At 70.9% G+C, this 23,604-nt stretch carries 25 protein-coding genes and 1 pseudogene; 10 read left to right on the top strand and 16 right to left on the bottom strand.

The window, feature by feature from the left end:
- From G3I40_RS33555 to G3I40_RS33545, 3 genes are all read right to left on the bottom strand, one after another.
- On the bottom strand, positions 1-953 hold a 953-nt coding region (locus G3I40_RS33555), incomplete at its 3' end, for an ABC transporter permease (protein ID WP_164558616.1).
- Positions 950-1,909, bottom strand: coding sequence for an ABC transporter permease (locus tag G3I40_RS33550; RefSeq protein WP_164558615.1), 960 nt, complete (start codon positions 1,907-1,909; stop codon positions 950-952). The genes G3I40_RS33555 and G3I40_RS33550, both read right to left, overlap by 4 nt.
- Positions 1,910-1,946: 37 nt before the next feature.
- Entirely contained in the window at positions 1,947-3,575 is a 1,629-nt protein-coding gene (locus G3I40_RS33545; RefSeq protein WP_164558614.1) for an ABC transporter substrate-binding protein, read from the bottom strand.
- Between the two features lie 194 nt (positions 3,576-3,769).
- On the opposite strand from G3I40_RS33545, the gene G3I40_RS33540 reads away from it, so the two are divergent.
- Positions 3,770-4,513, top strand: coding sequence for a FadR/GntR family transcriptional regulator (locus G3I40_RS33540; RefSeq protein WP_164558613.1), 744 nt, complete (start codon positions 3,770-3,772; stop codon positions 4,511-4,513).
- A gap of 1,117 nt (positions 4,514-5,630) precedes the next feature.
- Here the strand turns inward: G3I40_RS33540 and G3I40_RS33535 are convergent.
- Together G3I40_RS33535 and G3I40_RS33530 are read right to left on the bottom strand one after the other, a co-directional pair.
- A pseudogene (locus G3I40_RS33535) lies at positions 5,631-5,819 on the bottom strand (DUF397 domain-containing protein).
- Positions 5,801-6,430, bottom strand: coding sequence for a Scr1 family TA system antitoxin-like transcriptional regulator (locus G3I40_RS33530; protein ID WP_164558612.1), 630 nt, complete (start codon positions 6,428-6,430; stop codon positions 5,801-5,803). Before G3I40_RS33530 ends, G3I40_RS33535 begins: the two are co-directional and overlap by 19 nt.
- 115 nt (positions 6,431-6,545) lie before the next feature.
- On the opposite strand from G3I40_RS33530, the gene G3I40_RS47575 reads away from it, so the two are divergent.
- Positions 6,546-6,788, top strand: a complete 243-nt coding sequence (locus G3I40_RS47575) for a hypothetical protein (RefSeq protein ID WP_343245097.1) — start codon at positions 6,546-6,548, stop codon at positions 6,786-6,788.
- A complete protein-coding gene (locus G3I40_RS47570) occupies positions 6,785-7,000 on the top strand; it encodes a hypothetical protein (RefSeq protein WP_164558611.1) in 216 nt (71 codons plus the stop codon). Before G3I40_RS47575 ends, G3I40_RS47570 begins: the two co-directional genes overlap by 4 nt.
- An 8-nt stretch (positions 7,001-7,008) precedes the next feature.
- Here the strand turns inward: G3I40_RS47570 and G3I40_RS33520 are convergent, their stop codons facing one another.
- Positions 7,009-8,397, bottom strand: a complete 1,389-nt coding sequence (locus G3I40_RS33520) for an MFS transporter (RefSeq protein ID WP_164558610.1) — start codon at positions 8,395-8,397, stop codon at positions 7,009-7,011.
- 75 nt (positions 8,398-8,472) lie between these two features.
- Here G3I40_RS33520 and G3I40_RS33515 point away from each other — a divergent pair, with 75 nt between their 5' ends.
- From G3I40_RS33515 to G3I40_RS33505, 3 genes are read left to right on the top strand one after another with little or no spacing between them, the layout of a single operon-like run.
- Positions 8,473-8,967, top strand: coding sequence for an Rrf2 family transcriptional regulator (locus G3I40_RS33515; RefSeq protein ID WP_164558609.1), 495 nt, complete (start codon positions 8,473-8,475; stop codon positions 8,965-8,967).
- Between the two features lie 15 nt (positions 8,968-8,982).
- Positions 8,983-9,732 carry a DNA repair protein RecO gene (recO, locus tag G3I40_RS33510; RefSeq protein WP_164558608.1) on the top strand — a complete coding sequence of 250 codons (750 nt, stop codon included), beginning with the start codon at positions 8,983-8,985 and terminating at the stop codon, positions 9,730-9,732.
- 43 nt (positions 9,733-9,775) lie between these two features.
- Complete coding sequence (locus G3I40_RS33505; protein WP_164558607.1) at positions 9,776-10,609, top strand: isoprenyl transferase; 834 nt, start codon at positions 9,776-9,778, stop codon at positions 10,607-10,609.
- A 221-nt stretch (positions 10,610-10,830) separates the two neighbouring features.
- On the opposite strand, the gene G3I40_RS33500 is transcribed toward G3I40_RS33505, so the two are convergent.
- The 4 genes from G3I40_RS33500 to G3I40_RS33485 all read right to left on the bottom strand — a co-directional run bounded on the left by G3I40_RS33500 (position 10,831) and on the right by G3I40_RS33485 (position 13,966).
- A complete protein-coding gene (locus tag G3I40_RS33500; RefSeq protein WP_343245096.1) occupies positions 10,831-11,229 on the bottom strand; it encodes a Fur family transcriptional regulator in 399 nt (132 codons plus the stop codon).
- Positions 11,230-11,299: 70 nt separating this feature from the next.
- On the bottom strand, positions 11,300-12,193 hold the full coding sequence (locus G3I40_RS33495) for a metal ABC transporter permease (protein WP_164306370.1): 894 nt from the start codon (positions 12,191-12,193) through the stop codon (positions 11,300-11,302).
- A 1-nt stretch (position 12,194) separates the two neighbouring features.
- Positions 12,195-12,962, bottom strand: a complete 768-nt coding sequence (locus G3I40_RS33490; protein WP_164306369.1) for a metal ABC transporter ATP-binding protein — start codon at positions 12,960-12,962, stop codon at positions 12,195-12,197.
- 35 nt (positions 12,963-12,997) lie between these two features.
- Complete coding sequence (locus G3I40_RS33485) at positions 12,998-13,966, bottom strand: metal ABC transporter substrate-binding protein (protein WP_164306368.1); 969 nt, start codon at positions 13,964-13,966, stop codon at positions 12,998-13,000.
- Positions 13,967-14,132: 166 nt separating this feature from the next.
- Between G3I40_RS33485 and G3I40_RS33480 the strand changes: the two genes are divergently transcribed.
- Together G3I40_RS33480 and G3I40_RS33475 are read left to right on the top strand one after the other, a co-directional pair.
- Positions 14,133-15,515, top strand: coding sequence for a glycine--tRNA ligase (locus G3I40_RS33480; protein WP_164306367.1), 1,383 nt, complete (start codon positions 14,133-14,135; stop codon positions 15,513-15,515).
- 74 nt (positions 15,516-15,589) lie between these two features.
- Positions 15,590-15,796, top strand: a complete 207-nt coding sequence (locus G3I40_RS33475) for a hypothetical protein (protein WP_164306366.1) — start codon at positions 15,590-15,592, stop codon at positions 15,794-15,796.
- Here the strand turns inward: G3I40_RS33475 and G3I40_RS33470 are convergent.
- The 3 genes from G3I40_RS33470 to G3I40_RS33460 all read right to left on the bottom strand — a co-directional run bounded on the left by G3I40_RS33470 (position 15,766) and on the right by G3I40_RS33460 (position 18,138).
- On the bottom strand, positions 15,766-16,395 hold the full coding sequence (locus G3I40_RS33470; RefSeq protein WP_164306365.1) for a TetR family transcriptional regulator: 630 nt from the start codon (positions 16,393-16,395) through the stop codon (positions 15,766-15,768). The two genes, G3I40_RS33475 and G3I40_RS33470, sit on opposite strands and share 31 nt — an antisense overlap.
- Positions 16,396-16,419: 24 nt before the next feature.
- Positions 16,420-17,430, bottom strand: a complete 1,011-nt coding sequence (locus G3I40_RS33465) for an aldo/keto reductase (RefSeq protein WP_164306364.1) — start codon at positions 17,428-17,430, stop codon at positions 16,420-16,422.
- 144 nt (positions 17,431-17,574) lie between these two features.
- Complete coding sequence (locus G3I40_RS33460) at positions 17,575-18,138, bottom strand: DinB family protein (protein WP_164306363.1); 564 nt, start codon at positions 18,136-18,138, stop codon at positions 17,575-17,577.
- Between the two features lie 83 nt (positions 18,139-18,221).
- On the opposite strand from G3I40_RS33460, the gene G3I40_RS33455 reads away from it, so the two are divergent.
- Complete coding sequence (locus tag G3I40_RS33455; protein ID WP_164306362.1) at positions 18,222-18,680, top strand: hypothetical protein; 459 nt, start codon at positions 18,222-18,224, stop codon at positions 18,678-18,680.
- 197 nt (positions 18,681-18,877) lie between these two features.
- Here the strand turns inward: G3I40_RS33455 and G3I40_RS33450 are convergent, their stop codons facing one another.
- Complete coding sequence (locus G3I40_RS33450) at positions 18,878-20,314, bottom strand: MFS transporter (protein ID WP_164306361.1); 1,437 nt, start codon at positions 20,312-20,314, stop codon at positions 18,878-18,880.
- A gap of 112 nt (positions 20,315-20,426) precedes the next feature.
- Here G3I40_RS33450 and G3I40_RS33445 point away from each other — a divergent pair, with 112 nt between their 5' ends.
- Positions 20,427-21,308, top strand: a complete 882-nt coding sequence (locus G3I40_RS33445; RefSeq protein WP_164306360.1) for a helix-turn-helix transcriptional regulator — start codon at positions 20,427-20,429, stop codon at positions 21,306-21,308.
- Here G3I40_RS33445 and G3I40_RS33440 read toward each other — a convergent pair.
- Together G3I40_RS33440 and G3I40_RS33435 are read right to left on the bottom strand one after the other, a co-directional pair.
- Positions 21,303-22,772: an MFS transporter gene (locus G3I40_RS33440; protein WP_164306359.1), complete on the bottom strand. Its 1,470-nt coding sequence runs from the start codon at positions 22,770-22,772 to the stop codon at positions 21,303-21,305. The two genes, G3I40_RS33445 and G3I40_RS33440, sit on opposite strands and share 6 nt — an antisense overlap.
- Positions 22,773-22,816: 44 nt before the next feature.
- Positions 22,817-23,604, bottom strand: a 788-nt coding sequence (locus tag G3I40_RS33435; RefSeq protein WP_164306358.1) for an MFS transporter, incomplete at its 5' end; no start/stop codon positions are given.

The raw sequence follows: 23,604 nt of genomic DNA, 5'->3' as shown, positions 1-23,604 counted from the left end.
AGATCGAGGACCTGGCCGCTGCCGGGCGCGGGCGCCTCCAGGCGGTCCGGCTCCTCGGCCGCCACGTCGCGCGCCGCGGGCGCCGCCCACGCGTCCGAGACGCCCTCGCTCAGGACGTTGAGCGCCAGGACGGTCAGCAGCATCAGTAGGCCCGGAAAGACGGTCGCCCACCAGCCGCCGATCAGCACCATGTTCTTGCCGTCGGCGATGACGCTGCCCCAGGAAGGGTCGGGAGGCCGCACCCCCGCGCCGATGAACGACAGCGACGCCTCGAAGACGATGGCCTCGGCGACCTTCACCGTGCAGAAGACCAGGATCGGCGCCGCGCAGTTGATGGCGACGTGCTTGAGGACGATGTGCGCGGTGCGGGCCCCGATGACGCGCTCGGCGGTGACGTAGTCCTCGCCGTACTGGTACATGACGTTGGCGCGCACGACCCGGGCCACCGGCGGCGTGAACAGGAAGGCGATCGCGCAGATCAGTACGGGGATGCCGCCGCCGAACACGGAGACCAGGACGGCGGCGAGCGCGATGCCCGGGAACGCCATGACGATGTCGAGGCAGCGCATCAGCGTCTCGTCGACGGCCTTGCGGGACGTCGCCGCGATCGCGCCGAGGGCCGCCCCGACCACGAGTGCGAGCAGCGTCGCGCCGAGCCCGATCGCCAGCGACCAGCGGGCCCCGTACATGAGCCGGCTGAGGATGTCCCGGCCGAGGCTGTCCTGCCCCATCCAGTGCGCGCCGGACGGTCGCCCGGTGTCGTCGGTCTGCGGCTGCTGGTCGAGCGGGTCGTGCGGCGCGAGCAGCGGGGCGAACGCGGCGACCAGCACGACGACGGCGATGACCACGAGCGCGATCCGCGACATGACGGGCAGCCGCCGCAGGCCGCGCAGCCGGATACCGGGCCGCGACAGCGCCTCGGCGAACCGCTTCGGGGAGCCGAACACCTTCATGACGTCCCCCGCAGCCTCGGATTGACCAGCAGATACAGCACGTCGACGACCAGGTTCACCACGACGAACCCGACGGCCGTGGTCAGGACGACGCCCTGCACCACCGCCGGATCACCGTTCTTCACCGCGTCGATCATCAGCTTCCCCATCCCGGGCAGCGAGAAGATCGTCTCGGTGACCACCGCGCCGCCCAGCAGATAGCCCACCTGCAGGCCGAGCACGGTGAGCGGGTTGACCAGCGCGTTGCGCAGGACGTTGCGGCCGATCACGACGAGGGGCGGGAGCCCGCTGCCGACGGCCGTGCGGACGTAGTCCTTGTCGAGCTCCTCCACCACGGCCGTGCGCACGATCCGGGTGAGCTGGGCCGCGACCGGCAGGGACAGGGCGAGCGCCGGCAGCGTCATGCTCCTGAGCCAGCCGGTCAGCGAGTCGGCGGGATTGACGTAGCCGCCGGTCGGGAACCAGCCCTCGTTCACCGCCAGGTACTGGATCATCAGCAGCGCCAGCCAGAAGCCGGGGGCCGCGACACCGGTCAGCGACACGACCCGGACGACCTGGTCCCACCAGCGGTCGCGGTACAGGGCGGCGCTGATCCCGAACACCAACGAGAGCACCACGGCGATCGCGAGGCCCAGCAGGGTCAGCTGCATGGTGAGCGGCAGCGCGGTGCTCACCTGCTCGACGACCGGCTGCCGGGTCAGCACGCTGATGCCCATGTCGCCCTGGAGGAGGTCCCCGACGAAGTGGACGTAGCGCAGCGGCAGCGGGTCCAGCAGGCCGTTGTCCTGCCGGAACTCCTGCAGTTGCCGCGGCGTCGGGTTGGCGCCCTGGAAGTACGCGGAGGCCGGGTCGGTGTCCGCGAACCGCATGACGAGGAACACGAACAGGACGATGCCGAGCAGCAGCGGCACGAGCAGGGCGAGCCGCCGCGCGAGAATTCTGGCGATCACGGCCACGGGCGTGAACTCCCTTGCCTCGTAACAGGGTCAGGACTTATGCGGGCTTGGCCTTGAGGACGTTGATGCCGGGGTAGGGCTGCGCCTGGATGCCGGTGAGCTTCTCGGGGTCCCACGCGGTGATCAGCTCGTTGTGGATGACCGGGTAGATCACCGCCTGCTCGGCGACGACGTCGATGTAGTCCTGGATCATCGCCTTCTTCCTGGCGGTGTCCGGCTCCCGCGTGGCCTGGTCCATCTGCTTGAAGAGCTGCTTGGCCGTGCTGTTGCCCGCCCAATGGGCGTACCCCATCCAGGTGTTGGCCGGCCCGTAGTTGTAGTGCATGATCAGGTCGGCGTCGATGCCCAGCTGGTTGGGGTTGGAGGCGGCGGCGACGACCTGGTAGTCCTTCTTCTGGTCGAGCTTGGTGAAGACCGCCGTGGTCTCCTGCACGTCCAGCGTGGTCTGTACGCCGATCGCGTCCCAGCACGCCTTGATGGTGGGCATGCAGTCCGCGAGCCAGGACACGTTCACGGCCATGAGGTTGATCTTCAGCCCGCTGACCCCGGCGTCCTTGAGCAGCTTCTTGGCCTTCTCCGGGTCGTACCCGTAGACCGTCTTGGCGGGCCGGTAGCTGGGGTTGCTCTCGTTGAGGAAGGACTTGGACGGCGTGCCGTGCCCCTTGAGCGCGACCTGGATCATCTTCTCCCGGTCGATCGCGTAGTGCAGCGCCTGCCGCACCCGGACGTCGCCGAACGGCTTGTGCGCGGTGTTGAACAGCAGGAACAGGTGGTTCATGCCGGCGCCGCCCTCGACGGTCAGGCCGCCCTTCTTGAGCGTGTCGATGTTGGCGTACGGGATGTTGTCCGCGATCTGCGCGTCCGCGCTGCCGCCGGAGATCTTCGCGACGCGCGCCGAGGCGTCGACGATGGTCAGCCAGTTCATCTTCTTGAAGTTCGGCTTGCGCGGGCCGTTGTAGTCGGCGAACGCCTCGAAGGTCGTGTTCACCTTCGGCTGGTGCGAGGTCTGCCGGTAGGGGCCCGAGCCGACGGCCTTGCCCTTCATCGCGTCGTCCCAGGCGCCGGGCTTGGAGAAGACGTGCTTCGGCATGATCTTCGCGAGGGTGAGCCGCGAGAGTCCGTCGGGGAAGGGGAACTTGAGCACCAGCTCCACCGACGAGTCGTCGACCTTCCTGACCTCCTTCAGCCAGCTCTCGAAGAAGCCCTTGGCGAGCGTCGGCGTCTTCGGGTCGAGGATGCGGTCGAAGACGAACACCACGTCGTCGGCGGTGACCGGCTTGCCGTCGTGGAACGTGGCGCCCGAGCGCAGCGTGAACTTCCAGCTGGTGCCCTTGAGTTGGGCAGCGTCCGGGACGGCCGTGCCGAGCGCGGCGTACGGGGCCCGGGTGATCGGGTCGGTGTCGAGGAGCCCCTCGTAGATGTGGTGGTTGGCGGCCACGGCGAACGCGGACGCGGTCAGCGTCGGGTCCCAACTCCCGTCGTTGCCGTACCCGATGACCGCGGTCAGGCTGTCGGAGCCGCCCTTGCCGTCGTCGTCGCCCGTGTCGTTCGTCGACTTCGGTCCCCCCGAACAGGCCGACAGCGACGTGGAGAGGGCGGCGGCCGCACCGAGGGCGCCGGTGTACTTGAGGAAGGATCGGCGGCCGGTGGCGTCGTGGTCGCTCATGGTGCCTCCAGGGGCTCCAGTGACTCCGGTAAGGGAACGGCCCGGCACGGGAGTTGTGGCCGGTGCGTGGAGATCCAACGTCCTACGTCTTGGTAGCGACGTGACCATAAGAGGCCCCGGAGAGCCGGTCAAGAGATCGCGCAGAGGAGATCTTTCGCCCCGAGGTGGGACGTGGGACGTCCCCAGCCTTTACGATGCGGCGCATGTCCGAGGAGCCCAGGAGTCCGGCCGTACGCCATCGACGAGTCAGCCACCAGGTCCAGGGGGCGGTGATGCAGCTGATCCTCGACTCGGGGCTGCACCCCGGCGAACTCCTCCCCACGGAAGCGGAGTTGATGGAGTCGCTCGGCGTCAGCCGAAACTCGGTGCGCGAGGCGCTCAAGGCACTCCAGGCGCTCGACATCGTGGAGATCAGACACGGCTACGGCACCTACGTCGGCCAGGCCTCGCTGACCCCCCTCGCCGACGGACTCACCTTCCGCACCCTGCTGCGCCCCGCCACCGACGCACACGCCCTGGCCGAGATCCTCCAGGTGCGCGAGATCCTGGAGGAGGGACTGGTACGCCGGGTCGCCGCGGCCCCTCCCGCGGACGAGATCCTGAACCAACTGGACGCGATCGTACGGAAGATGGCCGAGTCTGGAGAGGCGGGCGAACCCTTCGCCGACCTCGACCGCGAGTTCCACGAGACGCTGTACCGCTCGCTGGGCAACGAACTCATCCCCCAGCTCCTCGGCGCGTTCTGGAACGTCTTCAACCGCGTCGCCGGAGTACGCCAGTGGTCCAGCGACCCGGCCCCCGAGGTGACGGTCGACCGCCACCGCGCCATCGTCGCCGCCCTGCGCGCCCGGGACGTAGCGGGCGCCCAGGAGGCGATGGCAACCCACTTCCGTGGCATCGAGAAGCGAGCGGAACGCCAGATGAGGGGCGTCAACTGATCGGGTGGCGGGGGGTGGTGGGGGGCGGACGGCAGGCGGTAGGTGGGTGGGGGCCGATGCGGGGGCCGGCGGGCAGTCGGGGACGCTGACGAGCTCGATGCCGACACGCCGACGCCCGCTCCACCGCTCGCGGGTCAGCCGCCACCGGTTGGTGTCCCGGGCGACGCCGTCCGGTACGTGACCCCACCGACTCACCGTCGACGACCACGACGAGGTGCGGCTTCTTGCGGTGGTGGGGTGGGGGGTCCGTCGCTTTGCGACGGTGGGGTGGTGAGGGTGGTTCGAAGTCGAGTGTCGGGCCGGTGGGCGCCTTCTTATTGGATTGCGTGGCTGGGGTGCGGTGGTGGGTTGAGCTACCTCCGATTGTCGAGTGTCGTCGCGCCGCCCGTCTTCGGCTGGCTTTCGTCGCCTGAGGCTCTGGGTGGAAGGGGCCCAAGTCACCATTTCCTCAAAAGCCCTTCGGTCGCGCCCGCCACTCCCTGTGGCGGGTTGTCTGCTGCTATGTGGGGTGGTGACGGTGGGGAGGAAAAGACGCAGCTAGAGGGAGGGGTGGTGGGGTTCGTGGGGTGGGTGCGGCTGGTGGGGGGCTGGGGTCGTCACACGCGTCACATGTGACGCTTCCGTCTCTCTGGTGCGGCTCGTGGAGGGTTTAGGACACCCGCCAGATCGGGCGGATGTCCTAAACCACCCACGAACCCGTCGACGATGCCTCTGTCGTCACATCCACCACTCACACACCAGCAGTCAACGGGCCGGCCTCCCCCACTCCACCCTGTAGCTGCGTCTTTTTCCCACCGTCGCCACCCCACATACGCGCCACCCAACCCGCCACGTGGAGTGGCGGGTGCGACCGAAGGGCTTTTGAGGAAATGGTGACTCTCTCCCCTTCCACCCAGAGCCTTAGCCGACGAAAGCCAGCCCAAGGCGGCCGTTCGACATCGACGAGAGAATCGGAGGTAGCTCAACCACCCACCGCACCCCAGCCACGCAATCCAATAAGAAGGCGCCCACCGGCGGAGAGGTGACTTCGAACCACCGTCACCACCCCACCGTCGCGAAGCGACGGACCCCCCACCCGCCACCGGCCCGCGCAGCGGACCAGGGGGGGCGAGCCAGCTCACCGGCGTGACACGAACGCCGTCCAGGGCGCGGCCCCGAACACGATGACGGGTCCGTCGGCGACCTTCGAGTCCCGGACGGGGACGACCCCGGGGACTCCGTCGGCCACCTCGACGCAGCTTCCGCCCTCGCCGTTGCTGTAACTGCTCTTGTGTCAGCGGGCGTTGCTCAGCTCGTGCTCGCGCATCGTCTGTAGTCCTCCACCGCCGACTCGACCAGGGCCAGCGACGCCTCCGGCGACAGCGCGGCGACCCTGAGCAGATCGTCAGCGCGCTGTGCTCGCTTCACCGCGGCCGGGTCGTCGAGCAGCGTTCCCGAAAACGCCGTCTCTGTATAGGCGATCGGCGGGGCTCCTCGAACTCCCCGCTCCACGATGTGCTCCAACTGCCCGATCGTCGTAGACGAACCGCCCACAAACGGGTGCGCCGCGACGGTGGCGGCTTCGGCGTACGACGCCGTCCGCAACAAGCCCGGCACCACCGTGGGCGCGAACTCGCAGATCCGCGAAGCAAGCCGCTCCAACTCGGCCACCTCGGCGAAGTAATCCGCATACCGGTGGTCAGCGATCAGCTTCCGCCACGTCCGCTCGAAGATACCGTCGGATTGCAGAACGTCGTCAATCCGTTGGGCGACGTCCAACTGCGGTTTGCGAATTGCCTGTTCGAACTGGCCGATGTCGCCGCCGGATACGAATACGCGTAACCCCAACTCCACCTGCGTGAGCCCGGCGTCCTCTCTGCGGCGCCTGAGTTCGAGGCCGAAGAACTTTCTGGCTGCCTGCCGCGGACCGTTGGCCATGGCCAACCCCCCAGTGCAGAGCCGTACTTGTAGTGCGCAGACCCCTCCTCACTGTAGGGGCGAAAGGTCGCCGTGGAGGGGTGAAGCGTGAAACCGAATCGGGCGGGGGAGCCACGTGACGGGCCACCAGAACCATGCCGCGCTGTGCGTGGAGGAAGCCGAGGAAACGGTGGAGAAATTGCGAGTAGCGCTTGTCGCGCTGGGAATTGTGCTGCCCTCGCTCGGACTGGACCGGGTGTCAATCGCGCGGTCCGCCCCGTGTCCCTTGGTGGAATTGGGGCGTTGTTCGGTTGACGCGGCGGCGCGCCTGGCCGCCGTACTCCTCGCAGGCCCGGACGACAGGAGCGCCACCCGATGATGCCGCCGATCGGTTCGTACGCAGTCGACACGACGACGGGACGGGTCGGCAGGGTGATGGGGCACGAAGGGCCGTACGTGCAGTTGCGGCCCTTCGGGGGCGGTCGGGAGTGGGACTGTCCGCCGGAGGTGCTGCGGACGGCGACGACGACTGAGCGGCTGCGGGCGGCGACGGCGTACGAGAACAGAAGGAGCCGCGGTGAGGTTCCGTGACGGCCGGGTCAGCGGGCGGTGCGCGTCACGTGGAGGAACACCCCTGACGCCGCCGCCACCAGGGCGGCGAACGCGCCGCTGACCGCCACCATCCCGGCCGCCGCGTCCCGCAGCCCCGGGCCCGAGACGGTGAAGAACATGATGCCGAGCAGGGCCACGCCCAGTGAACTCGCCGCCTGGTTGGCCGTGTTGAGGAGGCCGGACGCCGCGCCCGCTTGCGTCGGCGTCACCCGGGTCAGGGCCGCTCCGATCAGGGCGGGCATCAGGAGGCCGTTGCCGAGGCCGTTCAGGGCGAGGGCGGGGACGAGCGCGGCCGGGCTCGGCGCGTCGGACCAGGTGAGCTGGGCGGCCAGCAGGGCCAGGCCCGTCAGCACCAGTGCGCCCCCGGCAGCGGGCCCGAGCCGCCCGCTCCGGGCCTTCAGCCGGCCGCTCGCCAGGGAGCCCACGGTGAACAGCACCGCCTGCGGTACGAAGGCCGCGCCGGCCGTGAGCGGGCTCGCGCCCAGGCCTGCCTGGAGCAGCAGCGCGAGCGTGAACATGTAGGCGCCGAAGTAGAGTTGGAAGGATCCCAGCGCCGCGACCAGCGCCACGTACGGTCGGTTGTGGAACAGGGTGGGGTTCAGGACCGGTTCGCCGCCCCGCGCCCGCAATGCCCGCTGGCCGCGCCAGGTCAGCCGGCCCACCGGGGCGACCGCCGCGAGGCACAGCCACGTCCACGGCGGCCAGCCGGTGTCCCGGCCCAGCGCCAGCGGCATCAGCAGCAGCGCGAGACAGGCCGTCACCCCCACGGCGCCGGTCACGTCGAACGGGCGTCGGGCGCCCGCCAGTGGGGGCAGCATCCGCCAGGCGAGCAGGGCGGCCACCACGCCCACCGGGACGTTCACGAGGAAGACCGCCCGCCAGCCGAGCCCGAGCACGTCCGCCTGGAGCAGGAGGCCGCCGAGCAGTTGCCCCGCGATGGCGCCGAGTCCCGAGACCGCGCCGTTCCACGCGGTCGCCCGCCCCCGGTGCTCCGGGGGGAACCGGGCCGTGGCGAGCGAGAGCACCTGCGGCACCATGACCGCCGCCGCAAGGCCCTGGGCGAGCCGGGCCGCCACCAACTGCCCGCTGTCCTGGGCGAGTCCGCACAGCAGCGATGTCAGCGTGAAGGCGGCCATGCCCGCGACGAACGTCCGCCGGTACCCGAACCGGTCGCCGAGGCGGCCGCCCGTGATCAGTCCGGCCGCGTACGCGAACGCGTAACCGGACACGACGAGTTCGAGCGCGGCGTCGCTCGCGTGCAGGTCCGCGCGGAGCGCCTCGGTGGCGACGTTCACCACGAAGAGGTCGAAGCTGCCCATGAACGCGCCGGTGAGGACGACGGCCAGCATGCGCCAGTCAGCGGCTGAAGGTGTCATGGCTTCATCGGTATCATCGATATTGGATGTCCATCAAGTCCTCGAAGGGGGGTCGGAAGGGTAATCTCGGGCTCCATGAAGCTGTCGCAAGGCGTCGAATGGGCGATGCACTGCTGCGTGCTGCTGGTGCAGGCGCCGCCCGGCACCGCCGTGCGGCGCACCACGCTCGCCGGGTACTACGGACTGCCCGACGCCTATCTCGCCAAGCACCTCAAGTCCCTCGCCGCCGCCGGTGTGCTGCTCGCCACATCCGGGCCGCGCGGCGGGTTCCGGCTGGCCCGGGACCCGAAGGAGATCACCGTGCTGGACGTGGTGGAGGCGGTGGAGGGGGCGGCGCCCGCGTTCGTCTGCACCGAGATCCGGCAGCGCGGCGCCTGCGCCATGCCCGCCGAACTGTGCGACGGGCCGTGCGGGGTGGCCCGCGTCATGGACGACGCCGACCGGGCCTGGCGCGCTTCGCTGCGGACCGTCACGGTCGCCGACCTGAGCGAGCGGCTGCCGCCCGGCCTGCAGGAGCGCGGCCGTGCCTGGCTCGAAGACCCGACCGCGGCCCTGCCCCCGTTCGCGTAAGGGCAGAATGGGGTCATGAGCCTGTTCCGCGACGACGGCATCGTGCTGCGCACCCAGAAGCTGGGTGAGGCGGACCGCATCATCACGATGCTCACGCGCGGTCACGGACGCGTACGCGCCGTGGCCCGCGGGGTGCGCCGCACCAAGTCGAAGTTCGGCGCGCGGCTCGAACCGTTCTCCCACGTCGACGTGCAGTTCTTCGCGCGGGGGAGCGAACTGATCGGGCGCGGGCTGCCGTTGTGCACGCAGAGCGAGACCATCGCCGCGTACGGCGGCGGCATCGTGACGGACTACGCCCGCTACACCGCGGGCACCGCCATGCTGGAGACGGCGGAGCGGTTCACCGATCACGAGGGCGAGCCTGCGGTGCAGCAGTACCTGCTGCTGGTCGGTGCGCTGCGGACGCTCTCGCGCGGCGAGCACGAGCCGCACCTCATTCTCGACGCCTTCCTGCTCCGCTCCCTCGCCGTCAACGGGTACGCGCCCACCTTCGGCGACTGCGCGAAGTGCGGAATGCCCGGCCCGAACCGGTTCTTCTCGGTCGGTGCGGGCGGCTCGGTTTGCGTCGACTGCCGGGTAGCGGGCAGCGTCGTACCCTCACCGCAGGCCCTCACCCTGCTCGGTGCCCTGCTGACCGGCGACTGGGAGACGGCCGACGCGTGCGAGTCGCGCTTCGTCCGGGAGGGCAGCGGGCTGGTGTCCGCCTACCTGCACTGGCACCTGGAGCGCGGACTGCGCTCGTTGCGATACGTAGAGAAGAGCTAGCGCACCACAGCTGCTGGCCGAGCTAGGGGAGAGGCCCGGAAACATGGCACGTCGAGGAATTCTCGGGCGGTCGTCCCGTCGTGAGTACGTGACGCCCGAACCGCACCCGTCGGGCGCGCGGCCGCCGAAGATCCCGGGCGAGCTGGTGCCCGAGCACGTCGCCATCGTCATGGACGGCAACGGACGGTGGGCCAAGGAGCGCGGGCTGCCGCGGACCGAGGGCCACAAGGTCGGCGCCGAGCGGGTCCTCGACGTCCTGCAGGGCGCGATCGAGATGGGCGTCGGCGCGATCTCCCTCTACGCCTTCTCCACGGAGAACTGGAAGCGCTCGCCCGACGAGGTCCGCTTCCTCATGAACTTCAACCGGGACTTCATCCGCAAGACCCGCGACCAGCTCGACGAGCTGGGGGTGCGGGTGCGCTGGGTGGGCCGGATGCCCAAGCTGTGGAAGTCCGTCGCCAGGGAGCTGGAGATCTCCCAGGAGCAGACCAAGGACAACGACAAGCTGACCCTGTACTTCTGCATGAACTACGGCGGCCGTGCGGAGATCGCCGATGCGGCGCTGGCCATCGCCGAGGAGGTGAAGGCCGGCCGTCTCGACCCCTCGAAGGTGTCGGAGAAGACCTTCGCGAAGTACCTCTACTACCCGGACATGCCGGACGTCGACCTCTTCCTGCGGCCCAGCGGTGAGCAGCGCACCTCCAACTACCTTCTGTGGCAGAGCGCTTATGCCGAGATGGTCTTCCAGGACGTGCTGTGGCCGGACTTCGACCGTCGTGATCTGTGGCGGGCGTGCGTGGAGTACGCGTCGCGGGACCGGCGCTTCGGGGGTGCTACCCCGAACGAGGTGCTGCTGCAGCTTGAGGGCGGGGCCTAGGTTCGGCGCGCCCCGCGCCCCGGGGGAAGCTGCGCGTGACGCTTACCTTCCCCGGGCGCGGGGGCCTGCGCGATCAGGCGCTACGTGGTCGCAGCCGCCGCCCTGACCAGTCACCGGCAATGACGCTGAGGCCTCGGGGCTCCGCCCCGGACCCCGCTGCTCAATCGCCGCAGGGGCTTGGTTCGGTCAGGCTGCTCAATCGCCGCAGGGGCTTGGTTCGGTCAGGCTGCGCAGTCGGCGCAGGTGCCGAAGATCTCTACCGTGTGGGCCACGTTCACGTAACCGTGCTCGGAGGCGATCGTCTCCGCCCATTTCTCCACGGCGGGGCCCTCGACCTCGACGGCCTTGCCGCACATCCGGCAGACCAGATGGTGGTGGTGGTCGCCCGAGGAGCAGCGGCGGTACACCGCCTCGCCCTCCGACGTGCGCAGGACGTCGACCTCGCCCGCGTCGGCGAGGGACTGCAGCGTGCGGTAGACCGTCGTCAGGCCGACCGAGTCGCCCTTGTGCTTGAGGACGTCGTGCAGTTCCTGGGCGCTGCGGAACTCGTCGACCGCGTCGAGCGCCGCCGCCACGGCCGCGCGCTGGCGGGTCGACCTGCCTCGAACCGGGGCTGCCACGGGTTCCTCCTCCACTTGCTTGCCTGCCACCGTCGTCGCCGCCATTGTGCCAGGCGGCGCCGTGGCCGGGTCATCCATGAAGAGAGGAGGCGGGCGCCCGCTCGGGGATCGTGCACTCCGCCGGGTCGCCCGAGACCGCCGACAGGGCCCTCGCCCGGCGCCGCGCGAGCGGTGTCGCGAGCAGCGTGAGCACGATGAAGACGGCGATGGTCAGCAGCACGATCGTCGCGCCGGGCGGCACGTCCTGGTAGTACGAGGTGGCGGTGCCGCCGAGGGTGACGACGACGCCGATGGCGACCGCGACCACGAACGTCGCCTTGAAACTGCGGGTCAGCTGCTGGGCCGCCGCGACCGGCACGACCATCAGGGCCGAGACCAGGAGCAGACCGACCACGCGCATCGCGACCGTCACCGTCACCGCCGCCGTGACGGCGACGAGGAGGTTCAGGGCGCGCACCGGCAGCCCCGTGACCCGGGCGAACTCCTCGTCCTGGCTCACCGCGAACAGCTGCCGGCGCAGGCCGACCGTCACCAGGACCACGAAGGCGGCCAGCAGACAGATCGCGAGGACGTCGTCCTGCGACACCGTCGAGAGCGAGCCGAAGAGGTACGAGTTGAGGTTGGCGTTCGAGCCGCCGGGCGCCAGGTTGATGAACATGACGCCGCCCGCCATACCGCCGTAGAACAGCATGGCGAGCGCGATGTCGCCGCGTGTCTTCCCGTACCAGCGGATCAACTCCATGATCACCGCGCCGAGTACGGAGACCAGCGTCGCCATCCACACGGGGGAGGTGGACAGCAGGAAGCCGAGGCCGACGCCCGTCATCGCGACGTGGCCGATGCCGTCGCCCATCAGGGCCTGGCGGCGCTGCACCAGGTAGATGCCGACGGCGGGGGCCGTGATGCCGACGAGGACGGCCGCGAGCAGGGCCCGCTGCATGAAGTCGTAGCTCAGGATTTCCATGTCAGCTCAGCAGTCCCGTGCGGATCGGTGCGGCGTCCGCCGCGGAGTGCGGGTGGACGTGGTCGTGGCCGGGCAGCGCGTGCTGGCCGAGCGCCTTCGGGGGCGGCCCGTCGTGCAGCACGCAGCCGTCGCGCAGCACCACCGCACGGTCGATCAGCGGCTCCAGCGGGCCCAGTTCGTGCAGCACGAGGAGGACGGAGGCCCCCGCCGCGACCTGCTCCCGCAAGGTCGCGGCGAGGATCTCCTGACTGGCCAGGTCGACGCCCGCCATCGGCTCGTCCATGATCAGCAGCTCGGGTTCGGCGGCGAGGGCGCGGGCGATGAGCACGCGCTGGTGCTGGCCGCCGGACAGGGCGTCCACCGAGTCCTTGGCGCGGTCGGACAGCCCTACGAGGGACAGGGCGCGGGCGACCGCCTGCCGGTCGGCCCGGCGCAGCACGCCGAAGCGGGCCCGGGAGAGCCGGCCGGAGGAGACGACCTCGGTGACCGTCGCGGGCACGCCGCCCGCGGCGGTCGTGCGCTGCGGTACGTAGCCGACGCGCGCCCACTGCCGGAAGCGGTGGCGCGGGGTGCCGAAGATCTCGATCTCGCCGCCGGAGAGCGGGACCTGCCCGATGATGCTGCGCACGGCGGTCGACTTGCCGGAGCCGTTCGCGCCGAGCAGCGCGACGACCTCGCCGCGCCCGACGGCCAGGTCGATGCCGCGCAGCACGGGCCGCGAGCCGAGCTCGGCCGTCACCCCGCGCAGGGTGATGACGGGGTCACTCATGACGGTTCCGCCCTTCAAGTCGCTTGTCCTGTACGTCACTTGGCGCCCAGGGCCTTTTGCAGCGCCGTCAGGTTCGACTCCATGACCGCCAGGTAGTCGTCACCCTTGGACTTGTCGGTGATGCCCTCGATCGGGTCGAGCACGGCGGTCTTGAGCCCGGCGTCGCCCGCCAGGGTCGAGGCTGTCTTGTCGCTGACGAGGGTCTCGTAGAAGACGGTGGTGACGCCGTCGGCCTTCGCCATCTTCTGGAGGTCCTTGACGCGGTTGGCGCTGGGCTCGCTCTCCGGGTCGAGGCCGTTGATGGCCTCCTCGGTGAGGCCGTAGCGCTCGGCGAGGTAGCCGAAGGCGGCGTGCGTGGTGATGAACACCTTCGAGTCGGTGTTCGCGAGGCCGTCCTTGAACTTCGTGTCGAGCCGGCCGAGCTGCTTGACCAGGGCCGCGGTGTTCTTCTTGTAGTCCGCCGCGTGGTCCGGGTCGGCCTTCTCCAGCGCCTTGCCGACGCCCTGGGCGACCTCGGCGTACTTCACCGGGTCGAGCCAGATGTGCGGGTCGGTGCCCGCTTCGCCGTGGTCGTGGCCGTGGTCGGACTCCTCGGCGTGGCCGCCGACCTCGTTGCCGTGCTTCTCCAGGGAGGTCAGGGACGCCGCGTCGATCTTCGTCTTGATGCCGGACTGGTCGATGGCCTCGTCGACGGCGGGCTGCAGTCCCTTGAGGTAGAGCGCGGCGTCGGACTCCTCCAGCTGCGCCCGCTGCCTGGCGCTGACCTCCAGGTCGTGCGGCTCCTGGCCGGGCTCGGTGAGGTTGGTGACGTCGACGTGGTCGCCGCCGATCTCCTCGGCGAGGAACTGCATCGGGTAGAACGACGCCACCACGTCCAGCTTGCCGTCGCTGTTCTTGCCGTCGGCGGCGGAGGACCCGCACGCGGACAGGGCGGTGAGGCCGAGCACCGTGGTGGCGGCGACGGCGGCGCTGGATATGAGGCGGCGGGGGCGGCGTACGTTCATGACAGTCATTTTCAACTAAACTGGAAACGATTGTCAACAAGGTGTTCGTCCTGCTCTGTGCCGACAATCGATTTGGTTCGGGGGGTGGGCCCGCCGGTAACCTGAGGCCTTCGCTCCCAAGGCGCGTATCCAGCGCGCTCACCGTCGTCGTAATGAAGAGAGCACCGTGGCCGCCGACAAGATCGACACCATCGTCAGCCTCAGCAAGCGCCGTGGCTTCGTCTACCCCTGCAGCGAGATCTACGGTGGTCAGCGCGCCGCCTGGGACTACGGTCCGCTGGGTGTGGAGCTGAAGGAGAACCTCAAGCGCCAGTGGTGGCGCTACATGGTCACGTCGCGCGAGGACGTCGTCGGTATCGACTCGTCGGTGATCCTGGCGACCGAGGTCTGGCAGGCGTCGGGCCACGTCGCCACGTTCACCGACCCGCTCACCGAGTGCACCTCCTGCCACAAGCGGTTCCGCGCGGACCACCTGGAGGAGGCGTTCGAGGAGAAGAAGGGCCGCGCCCCCGAGAACGGCCTCGCGGACCTCACCTGCCCCAACTGCGGCAACAAGGGCACGTTCACCGAGCCCAAGCAGTTCTCCGGCCTGCTCTCCACGCACCTCGGCCCGACCCAGGACAGCGGCTCCGTCGCCTACCTGCGTCCCGAGACCGCCCAGGGCATCTTCACCAACTTCAGCCAGGTGCAGACGACTTCGCGCCGCAAGCCGCCCTTCGGCATCGCGCAGATGGGCAAGAGCTTCCGCAACGAGATCACGCCCGGCAACTTCATCTTCCGCACCCGTGAGTTCGAGCAGATGGAGATGGAATTCTTCGTCAAGCCGGGCGAGGACGAGAAGTGGCAGGAGTACTGGATGGAGCAGCGCTGGAACTGGTACACCGGCCTGGGCCTGCGCGAGGAGAACATGCGCTGGTTCGAGCACCCGGCGGAGAAGCTCTCCCACTACTCCAAGCGCACCGCCGACATCGAGTACCGCTTCCGCTTCGGCGGCAGCGAGTGGGGCGAGCTGGAGGGCGTCGCCAACCGCACCGACTACGACCTGTCGGCGCACTCCAAGGCCTCCGGCCAGGACCTCTCCTACTTCGACCAGGAGAAGGGCGAGCGCTACACGCCGTACGTCATCGAGCCCGCGGCCGGTGTCGGCCGCACGATGCTGGCGTTCATGCTCGACTCGTACTTCGAGGACGAGGCGCCCAACGCCAAGGGCAAGATGGAGAAGCGCACGGTCATGCGCTTCGACCCGCGCATCGCCCCGGTGAAGGTCGCGGTCCTGCCGCTGTCCCGCAACCCGGAGCTGTCGCCGAAGGCGAAGGGCCTGGCCGCCGCGCTGCGCCAGCACTGGAACATCGACTTCGACGACGCCGGCGCCATCGGCCGCCGCTACCGCCGCCAGGACGAGATCGGCACGCCGTTCTGCGTCACCGTCGACTTCGACACCCTCGACGACAACGCGGTGACGGTGCGCGAGCGCGACACCATGAAGCAGGAGCGGGTCTCCCTCGACCAGATCGAGGGCTACCTGGCGTCGCGGCTCATCGGCTGCTGACGGCCGTACGCAACTGAGGCCCCGGGCCCGTCGTTCCGACGGCGGCCCGGGGCCTTTTGCTGCACACTGCGCCTATGCCGCAGATGACGAGCAGCAAGGTCAGCCGCTGGGACCAGCACGGGCGCGCTCATGTCGTACGCGTCGAGAAGTCCGGTATCCAGCGGCAGTTGACGTGCGAGACGTGCGGGTGGAGACGCTCCGCGCAGTTCCTGCCGTGGCTCAAGGCGCAGGAGCACCTGGAGCAGGAGCATCAGGCGACGGTGGACCCCGCCGGGAGCTGAGGGCCCGTGCGGCGACGCAGGCCGTGCAGGACGAGATCCACGACGACCTCGAACTCCGCCCCGGCTTCGGGGCGGGACCACTGGGCCGCGTAGTGCGGGTCGTGGAAGTGGGCGGTCGCCACGAGGAGGGCGCGGGCCGTGGCCGGCACGCTGTCCGGTGCGGTGAACTCGCCCTGCTCCACGCCTTCTTGGACGATCGTGCCGAGCTGCTCGATCAGCTCGGCGACGTGCGCGTCGACGACGTCGTCGGCCTCCGTCGTCAGCACCGAGTACGTGGCGAACAACTCCGGGTCGTCGCCCGCCTTGTGCCGCTTCGCCTCGAACAGCGCGGCCAGCCAGTGCCGCAGCTTCGCCTCGGCCGCCTCGTCCCCGGCGACGACCTCGGACAGGACGGCCGTGGTCCGCCCCAGCCAGCGCTTGGTGACGGCGCCGCGCAGCTCCGCCTTCGTGCGGAAGTGCCGGTACACCGAGCCGTGGCTGACCCCCAGTGCGCGGGCCACGTCGACGACGGTGGCCTTCGCGGCGCCGTGCCGGCGCAGCACCTCCTCGGTCGCGGCGAGGATGCGCTCGGGGGTCAGGGTCTCGGTGGGCGGTGCCATGTCAGTGACGGTACCCGGCCATGGTCAGCGCTCGCTGTCGAGGTGCGCCATCTGGGCCGCCGGGTAGCGCTCGCCGGCCGCGGCGTCGGCGGGCACGGCCTCCTCGATGGAGGCCAGGTCGGCGGCGTCGAGGGTGACGTCGAGGGCGCCCAGGGACTCGTTGAGGCGCTCGCGGGTGCGGGCGCCGACCAGCGGCACGATGTCCTCGCCGCGGGCCGCGACCCAGGCGATGGCGATCTGCGCGACGCTCGCGCCCTTCTGCTCGGCGATCTTGCGGAGACGCTCGACCAGGTCGAGGTTGTGCTGGAGGTTCTCGCCCTGGAAGCGCGGGCTCATCCCGCGGAAGTCGTTCGCCGCGAGCCTGCGGTCACGGCCGAAGTGGCCGGAGATCAGGCCCCGGGAGAGCACGCCGTACGCGGTGACGGAGATGCCCAGCTCGCGGGTGGCCGGCAGGATCTGGTCCTCGATGCCGCGGGAGATGAGCGAGTACTCCAGCTGGACGTCGGTGATGGGCGCCGTCGCGGCCGCGCGCCGGATGGTCTCGGCGCCGACCTCGCTGAGGCCGATGTGCCGCACGTGGCCCTTCTCGACCAGCTCGGCGATGGCGCCGACGGTCTCCTCGATCGGCACCTGCGGGTCGAGCCGCGCGGGCCGGTACACGTCGATGTGGTCGACGCCGAGGCGCCGGAGGCTGTACGCCGCGAAGTTCCGCACGGCCTGCGGACGCGCGTCGAAGCCGGACCAGCCGCCGTCGGGGTCGCGCAGACCGCCGAACTTCACGCTGACCAGGGCCTTCTCGCGCGCAGCCGCGGGCGCGGTGCGCAGGGCCTCGGCGACCAGCAGTTCGTTGTGCCCCATGCCGTAGAAGTCGCCGGTGTCGAGCAGGGTGACGCCCGCGTCGAGCGCGGCGTGGATCGTGGCGATCGACTCGGCGCGGTCGCTGTCGCCGTACACGTCGGACATGCCCATGAGGCCGAGACCGAGGGCGGAGACGGCGGGGCCGGTGGTGCCCAGAGGGCGAGTGGGGAGGTTCATGCCTCCACCATGGCATGACAGATGACAGATTTCAATATCTGTCATCTGTCACCGGCTCGGCCGCGGATCGCCGGTCCCGCAGGCCGCGGGCCACCGGTCGTGGGCCACCGGCCGCGGTTACCGGTCGTGGGCCGCCGTCCCGCGTCAGGCGCCCACCCTCCCGTCGATCCGCTCCCTGAGCAGATCGGCGTGACCGTTGTGACGTGCGTACCCCTCGATCATGTGGACCACGACCCAGCGCAAGGACACCGTGCCGCGCCAGGCGTCCGTGCCCTCCACGTCCAAGTCGGCCGCCCCGGAGAGGAGTTGGTCCGCGAACGCCGTCTCCGCGCGCCATGCGTCCCAGACGGCCGCCGGGTCCGCCTCGTGTACGTCGTCGAAGTCGCCCTCGGGGTTGTCGGGGGTGGAGTAGAGGTTCGGGGCGTCCTGCCCGGCGATCGTCCGGCGGAACCAGCGCCGCTCCACGTCGGTCAGGTGCCGGACGAGGCCGAGCAGCGAGAGCGTCGACGGGTCCACCGACGCGGTCGCCAACTCCCTTTCCAGGCCGGTGCACTTGAGCTCCAGCGTCGCGCGCTGCGCGGTGAGGAACCCGGCGAGCATGCGGCGTTCGTCGCCGGTCGCGGGGGTGGTGAAGCGGGCCTCGGAGGCCGCGCCCGGGAACAGCTCGACGCGGCGGGTGACGGCGGGTGCGGAGCGCTCGGTGGTCATGCCGGCAAGGCTAGGAGCGGCGCCGGGCGGCGTCCGCCGGGTTTCGGGTACCGGATCGGGTGCGGGTGTGCTCAACTCGCCGGATGGCCGTCTTTCTCGTACTGCTCGTCGCGCTCATCGCCATGTGCGGTTTCCTCGGGTTCGGGTTCGGCACGCTGGGTCGGGGCGGAGCACGGCTGCGGGGGTGGGCCGGGGTCGCGGCCGGGGTGACCTGTGCGTGGTACGCGTGGGGGATGCTCGCGGTGGGCGGCGCCGTCCTGGACGCCGAGGACGGCGGTACGGGCTCGGCGCCGATCCGGCCCTGCGTCGGCGGCTCGCCGGAGAGCGCCCTCGTCGCCGTCACCTACCGCGTCGACTACCTGCCGGTCCGGTTCGTCTGCGAGGTGCAGCACGGCGGTGACTACGCCACCGACGACGTCCCTGGCTACGTCAACCCCGCCCTTGCGGTCGGCGCCTTCGCCACGGTCGTCCTCGGCGCGGGCGCGGCGATCGGATCGGAACGCGCCGCGCGCCGCACCACCGCCCCGACGGAGCGGGTCTAGCGGGCCCGCGCCCGCATCTCGACCACCCGGCGGCGGCTGGGCGCGGACCGTCGCGTCCATGGCGGGGGCGAGGGGTCCGCGCGGTGAACTGGACCCAGAAGTAAGGAATGTGAGGGGTGAGGTCCGGTGCGGCCCGCTGCCGGGCGCCCGCGTACGGGGCGAGCGGACGTGCCGTAGACGCCGCCCGCGCCGCCCGGTCAGACGATCGCTCGCGGCAGTCGCAGGCTCATTGCCACCGTCAGGGCCACCGCCGCGAGTTGTACGAGCAGCGTCGTGATCAGGGCGTCGCGCATGCCCTGCGAGGAGGACAGGGACAGGAAAAGGGTGCCGAGCGTGGCCACGCCCAGGGCCAGGGAGGCCTGTTGGGTCGTCGTCATGACGCCGCCGCCGACGCCCGCCCGCGCCGTCGGCACCTCGGACAGGATGATCCGGAAGAGGATGGGCAGCTGGAGCGCCTGGCCCGCCCCGGCGAGCGCCGCGCCGGGCAGCAGCTGGAGCACGCCGAGGTCCGGCCAGGTGCGCCACGCCGTCAGCGCGATCAGCCCGATCCCCGCCGCCTGCAGCAGGCCGCCCGCCGTGACGACACGCGTGCCCCAGCGGGCCACGAGGCGCGGACCGGCGAGCGATGCGACGAAGAAGACCCCCGCCATCGGGGCCAGGGCGAGCCCGGCCGCGGTCGCGCCGAGCCGCTCGCCCTGCTGCAGCGCCACCGCCATCACGAACATGAACCCGCTGAAGCCGATGGAGAACGGCACCACCATCAGCAACCCCCGGCGCAGCGACACCAGTTGGAGGAGGGACGGCGGGACCAGCGGGGTCCGCCCCGCCCGGTCGGCCCGCCGCTCCACTGCGTAGAACGCGCACGCCAGACCCGGGAACGCCGCGAGCGACATCCAGGTCCACAGCGGCCAGCCCGCCGCCCGGCCCTCGGTCAGCGGCGCGAGCAGCGCCACCAGGGCGAGGGCGAGCAGCACCGTGCCGGGTACGTCGACGGGCTCGGGCCGCGGCGAGCGGGTCTCCGGGACCGTGCGGACCGTGAGGACGAGGGCGACGACGACCACCGGCACGTTCACCAGGAACACCGAGCGCCAGCCCGTGCCGAACAGGTCGGCCGAGACGAGTACGCCGCCCAGTACCTGGCCCGCCACCATCGACAGGCCGGCCGTCGCCCCGTACATGCTCATCGCCTTGGCCCGGCGCGGCCCGGCCGTGGTGGCCTGGATCGTGGCGAGCACCTGCGGCAGCATCGCGGCGGACGCGGCCCCTTGCGCGACCCGTGCGAGGACCAGCGTCCAGGCCGTCGGCGCGAGCCCGCAGGCGAGCGAGGTGAGACCGAAGGCGGCCATGCCGCCGAGGAAGAGCCGGCGGCGCCCGATCAGGTCGCCGAGCCGCCCGCCCAGGACCAGGAGCACGGCGTACGCGATGCCGTAGCCCGCGATCACCAGTTCCAGGACCGGTTCGCTCGCCGACAGGTCGTGGTCGATCGTGGGCAGGGCGACGTTCACGATGAAGAAGTCGATGAGGGGCAGGGCCGCGCCGAGCAGCACGGTGAACAGGCCGGGGCCGGAGAGGGAGGTGCCGGTGCCGGCCGGCACGGGTGGTGCGACCGGCGGGGACTGCGTGTGGGTGGTCATGTCAGTGAGCGTGCGCCGCCGCTCAGGCGGGTACCAGAGTGTCCTTATCCTGGTAGAACCTCTACCTGGAAACAGGGTGCGCCCACCCGCCCCCGGGGTGCAGCCTGGAGACATGACCACCATGGCGCACGCATCACCGGACGTGCGGGAGCGGCCCGGCGAGATCCGGCGGCACGAACTGGCCGGGTTCCTGCGCAGCCGCCGCGAGCGCATCACCCCCGAAGAGGTCGGCCTGCCGCGCGGCCGGCGCCGCCGCACCCCGGGCCTGCGCCGCGAGGAGGTCGCGCACCTCTCCGCGGTCGGCGTCACCTGGTACACGTGGCTGGAGCAGGCCCGCGACATCCAGGTCTCCGCGCAGGTCCTCGACGCGCTGGCCCGGACGCTGCGGCTCGACCGCAGCGAGCGGGCCCATCTGTTCGGCCTCGCGGGCGCCATCGACCCGACACCGGCGGCGAGCTGCACCACGCTGACGCCCGAACTGCTGGAGCTGATGGACCGGTTGGAGCCCGTCCCCGCCTGCGTACAGAACAGCAGGTACGACATCCTCGCCTACAACCGCACCTACGGGATGCTGCTCTGCGACCTCGACGAGATCCCGCCGGAGGACCGCAACTGGATGCTGCTCGCGTTCACGCACGAGGGCTGGCGCTCCGCGATCACGGACCTCGACGGGGTGCTGCGGACCATGGCGGCCAAATTCCGCTCCGGCATGGCCGAGCACCTCGGCGAGCCCGCCTGGAAGCTGGTCCTCAAGCGGCTCACCGAGGAGTCGGCCGAGTTCCGCGAGCTGTGGGGGCGGCACGAGGTGGTGCAGTCCCTGCCCAGCAAGGTGAAGCACTTCCACAACCCGTACGTGGGGCCGCTCTCCGTCGTCCACACCGACCTGTGGCTCGGCCGGGACTGCGGCGCCCGCATGGTCACGTACACGCCGGCGGACTCCGTGAGCGGCGAACGCCTCGCCGCGCTCAAGGAGGTGGCGGCCGCCCGGTCATGACCCCGCGGCCGCCCGGCTGATCGCCGCGTCGTCGGGCTCCTCCAGGCGCTCGGCGGTCCGCCGCGCCGTCTCCCGGGCCCACCGCCCGCTGGTCAGCGCGCCGAGCACCAGGACCGCGAGACCGCACCCGGCGAGGATCCACCAGCAGGTCCGGCTGGCGCCGACGAACGCCCGGGCGTACGAGGACCCGGCGACGCCCGAGGCGAGGACCGCGCCGATCACGGCGACGCCGAGGGTCTGCCCGATCTGCCGGCTCGTGGAGGCGACCGCGGCGGCCACCCCGGCCTGGGCGCGGGGCATGCCGGAGACGGCGGTGTTGGTGATGGGCGCGTTCACGAAGCCGAAGCCGATGCCGAACAGGACGTAGCCGATGAAGAGCGAGACGTCCGAGGTCTCCGCGTCGAACGCCGCGAACAACACGCCGCTCGCCGTCATCATCACGCCCGCGACCAGCAGTGGCAGCCGCGGCCCCCGGCTGCCGACGAGACGGCCCGACAGGGGTGCGCAGAGCAGCGTCATCGCCGCCATCGGCAGCATCCACAGGCCCGCGTGCAGCGCGTCCAGGCCGCGTACGTCCTGGAGGTAGAGCGTCGACAGGAACAGGAAGCCGCCGAGCGCCGCGAAACCGCAGATGGCGATGACGGTGGCCCCGCTGAACGGCGCCGAGCGGAAGAACCGCAGGTCGATGAGGGGTTCGGGGCGCCGGGGCTCGTACAGCAGGATGCCGATGAGCGCGGCGACGGCGAGCGCCGCGAAGCCGAGGGTCCGCGCCGAGGTCCAGCCCGCCGAGGGCGCCTCGATGATCGCGTACGTCAGCGAACCGAGCAGCACGATGATCAGGAACTGGCCGACCGGGTCGGGGCGGCGGGCCTTCGGGGCGCGGGACTCGGGGACGTAGCGGATGGTGAGCAGCAGCGCGGCGAGGCCGACCGGCAGATTGATCCAGAAGATCGAGCGCCAGCCGACCGAGTCCACGAGCAGCCCGCCCACCAGCGGGCCCGCGGCCATCGAGATGCCGACGACACCACCCCACACGCCGATGGCGCGGGCCCGCTCGCGCGGGTCGGTGAAGGTGTTCGTGATGATGGACATGGCGACGGGGTTGAGCATCGAGCCGCCGACGGCCTGCACCATCCGGAACGCCACGAGGGACTCCAGGTTCGGCGCGAGGGAGCAGGCCACCGAGGCGGCCGTGAAGACGACGAGGCCTGTCTGGAAGACCTTGCGCCGGCCGATCCGGTCGGCGGTCGAACCGGCCAGCATCAGCAGCGCGGCGAGGACCAGCGTGTAGGCGTCGATCGTCCACTGCATGCCCGAGAGCGTGGCGTCGAAGTCCTTGGCCATGGAGGGCAGGGCGACGTTCAGGACGGTGTTGTCGAGGCTGACGATCAGCAGGCTCATGCAGCAGATCGCCAGGACGAGCATGCGCCTGCGGTGGGAGAGGGGGGTGGATGCATCGGGCATGTGGTCGACGGTAGCCCGAGCCGGGAGGGAACGGACACGCGAGGTCAGCCGAGGCTCCGCGGCATGCGCAGGCTCAGGGCCACGAGGCCCAGCAGCCCGGCCGCCTGCACCGCGAGGACGACCACCAGTGCCGTGCGCATGCCCGCCCCCGGCACCAGCGAGAGGAAGAGCGAGCCGAGCGTGGCCACGCCCACCGCGAGGCACGACTGCTGCACGGTGGCGGCGAGGCCGCTGCCCGCCCCGGCCCGCGCGGCCGGCACGGCGGCCAGCACGATCCGGTAGTACAGCGGCAGCTGGAGGCCGCCGCCGACCCCGACCAGGGCGAGACCGGGCGCCAGGACCAGCGGGGTGATCCGGTCCCAGGGCACCCACAGCGCGGTCAGCGCCACCGTCGCGAGGCCCGCGATCTGCACGGCGGCGCTCAGCGCCAGTGTCCGGGCACCGAACCGGGCCGCGAGCCGCGGCGCGAGGACCGAGGCCGCGAACTGGGTCACGCCCATCGGGACCAGCGTCAGGCCCGCCTTCAATGCCCCGTAGTGCAGGCCCTGTTGGAGGGTGATCGCACTCACGAACATCCAGCTCGCGAAGCCGACGAAGACGGGCAGCCCGAGGATCAGCCCGCGCCGCACCGCCGGAGCGGCCACCAGCGACGGCGGCAGCAGCGGACTCCCGCCGCTCCGCTCGGCCCGCCGCTCGACGGCGACGAAGGCCCAGGTCAGCAGGGGAGCGGCGAGCAGGGTGAGCACCGACCACAGCGGCCAGCCCGCCGCCCGGCCCTCGGTCAGCGGCAGCAACAGCGTGGTCAGCGACGCCGCGAGCAGCACCGTCCCGG

This window comes from Streptomyces sp. SID14478 (genome assembly GCF_010548525.1).
Classification (GTDB): domain Bacteria; phylum Actinomycetota; class Actinomycetes; order Streptomycetales; family Streptomycetaceae; genus Streptomyces.
The sequence above is the reverse complement of the archived record's forward strand: the minus strand, read 5'-3'. Positions and strand labels throughout refer to the sequence as shown.

Excerpts from the sequence above, each read along its gene's own strand:
- G3I40_RS33515 (WP_164558609.1), top strand. The coding sequence starts at position 8,473 with ATGAAGCTGTCGCAAGGCGTCGAATGGGCGATGCACTGCTGCGTGCTG.
- G3I40_RS33505 (WP_164558607.1), top strand. The coding sequence starts at position 9,776 with ATGGCACGTCGAGGAATTCTCGGGCGGTCGTCCCGTCGTGAGTACGTG.
- G3I40_RS33470 (WP_164306365.1), bottom strand. The coding sequence starts at position 16,395 with ATGGCACCGCCCACCGAGACCCTGACCCCCGAGCGCATCCTCGCCGCG.
- G3I40_RS33440 (WP_164306359.1), bottom strand. The coding sequence starts at position 22,772 with ATGCCCGATGCATCCACCCCCCTCTCCCACCGCAGGCGCATGCTCGTC.
- G3I40_RS33485 (WP_164306368.1), bottom strand. The coding sequence starts at position 13,966 with ATGAACGTACGCCGCCCCCGCCGCCTCATATCCAGCGCCGCCGTCGCC.
- G3I40_RS33460 (WP_164306363.1), bottom strand. The coding sequence starts at position 18,138 with ATGACCACCGAGCGCTCCGCACCCGCCGTCACCCGCCGCGTCGAGCTG.
- G3I40_RS33445 (WP_164306360.1), top strand. The coding sequence starts at position 20,427 with ATGACCACCATGGCGCACGCATCACCGGACGTGCGGGAGCGGCCCGGC.
- G3I40_RS33490 (WP_164306369.1), bottom strand. The coding sequence starts at position 12,962 with ATGAGTGACCCCGTCATCACCCTGCGCGGGGTGACGGCCGAGCTCGGC.
- G3I40_RS33520 (WP_164558610.1), bottom strand. The coding sequence starts at position 8,397 with ATGACACCTTCAGCCGCTGACTGGCGCATGCTGGCCGTCGTCCTCACC.
- G3I40_RS33530 (WP_164558612.1), bottom strand. The coding sequence starts at position 6,430 with ATGGCCAACGGTCCGCGGCAGGCAGCCAGAAAGTTCTTCGGCCTCGAA.
- recO (WP_164558608.1), top strand. The coding sequence starts at position 8,983 with ATGAGCCTGTTCCGCGACGACGGCATCGTGCTGCGCACCCAGAAGCTG.
- G3I40_RS33545 (WP_164558614.1), bottom strand. The coding sequence starts at position 3,575 with ATGAGCGACCACGACGCCACCGGCCGCCGATCCTTCCTCAAGTACACC.
- G3I40_RS33455 (WP_164306362.1), top strand. The coding sequence starts at position 18,222 with ATGGCCGTCTTTCTCGTACTGCTCGTCGCGCTCATCGCCATGTGCGGT.
- G3I40_RS33475 (WP_164306366.1), top strand. The coding sequence starts at position 15,590 with ATGCCGCAGATGACGAGCAGCAAGGTCAGCCGCTGGGACCAGCACGGG.
- G3I40_RS33540 (WP_164558613.1), top strand. The coding sequence starts at position 3,770 with ATGCGGCGCATGTCCGAGGAGCCCAGGAGTCCGGCCGTACGCCATCGA.
- G3I40_RS33450 (WP_164306361.1), bottom strand. The coding sequence starts at position 20,314 with ATGACCACCCACACGCAGTCCCCGCCGGTCGCACCACCCGTGCCGGCC.
- G3I40_RS33465 (WP_164306364.1), bottom strand. The coding sequence starts at position 17,430 with ATGAACCTCCCCACTCGCCCTCTGGGCACCACCGGCCCCGCCGTCTCC.
- G3I40_RS33495 (WP_164306370.1), bottom strand. The coding sequence starts at position 12,193 with ATGGAAATCCTGAGCTACGACTTCATGCAGCGGGCCCTGCTCGCGGCC.
- G3I40_RS47570 (WP_164558611.1), top strand. The coding sequence starts at position 6,785 with ATGATGCCGCCGATCGGTTCGTACGCAGTCGACACGACGACGGGACGG.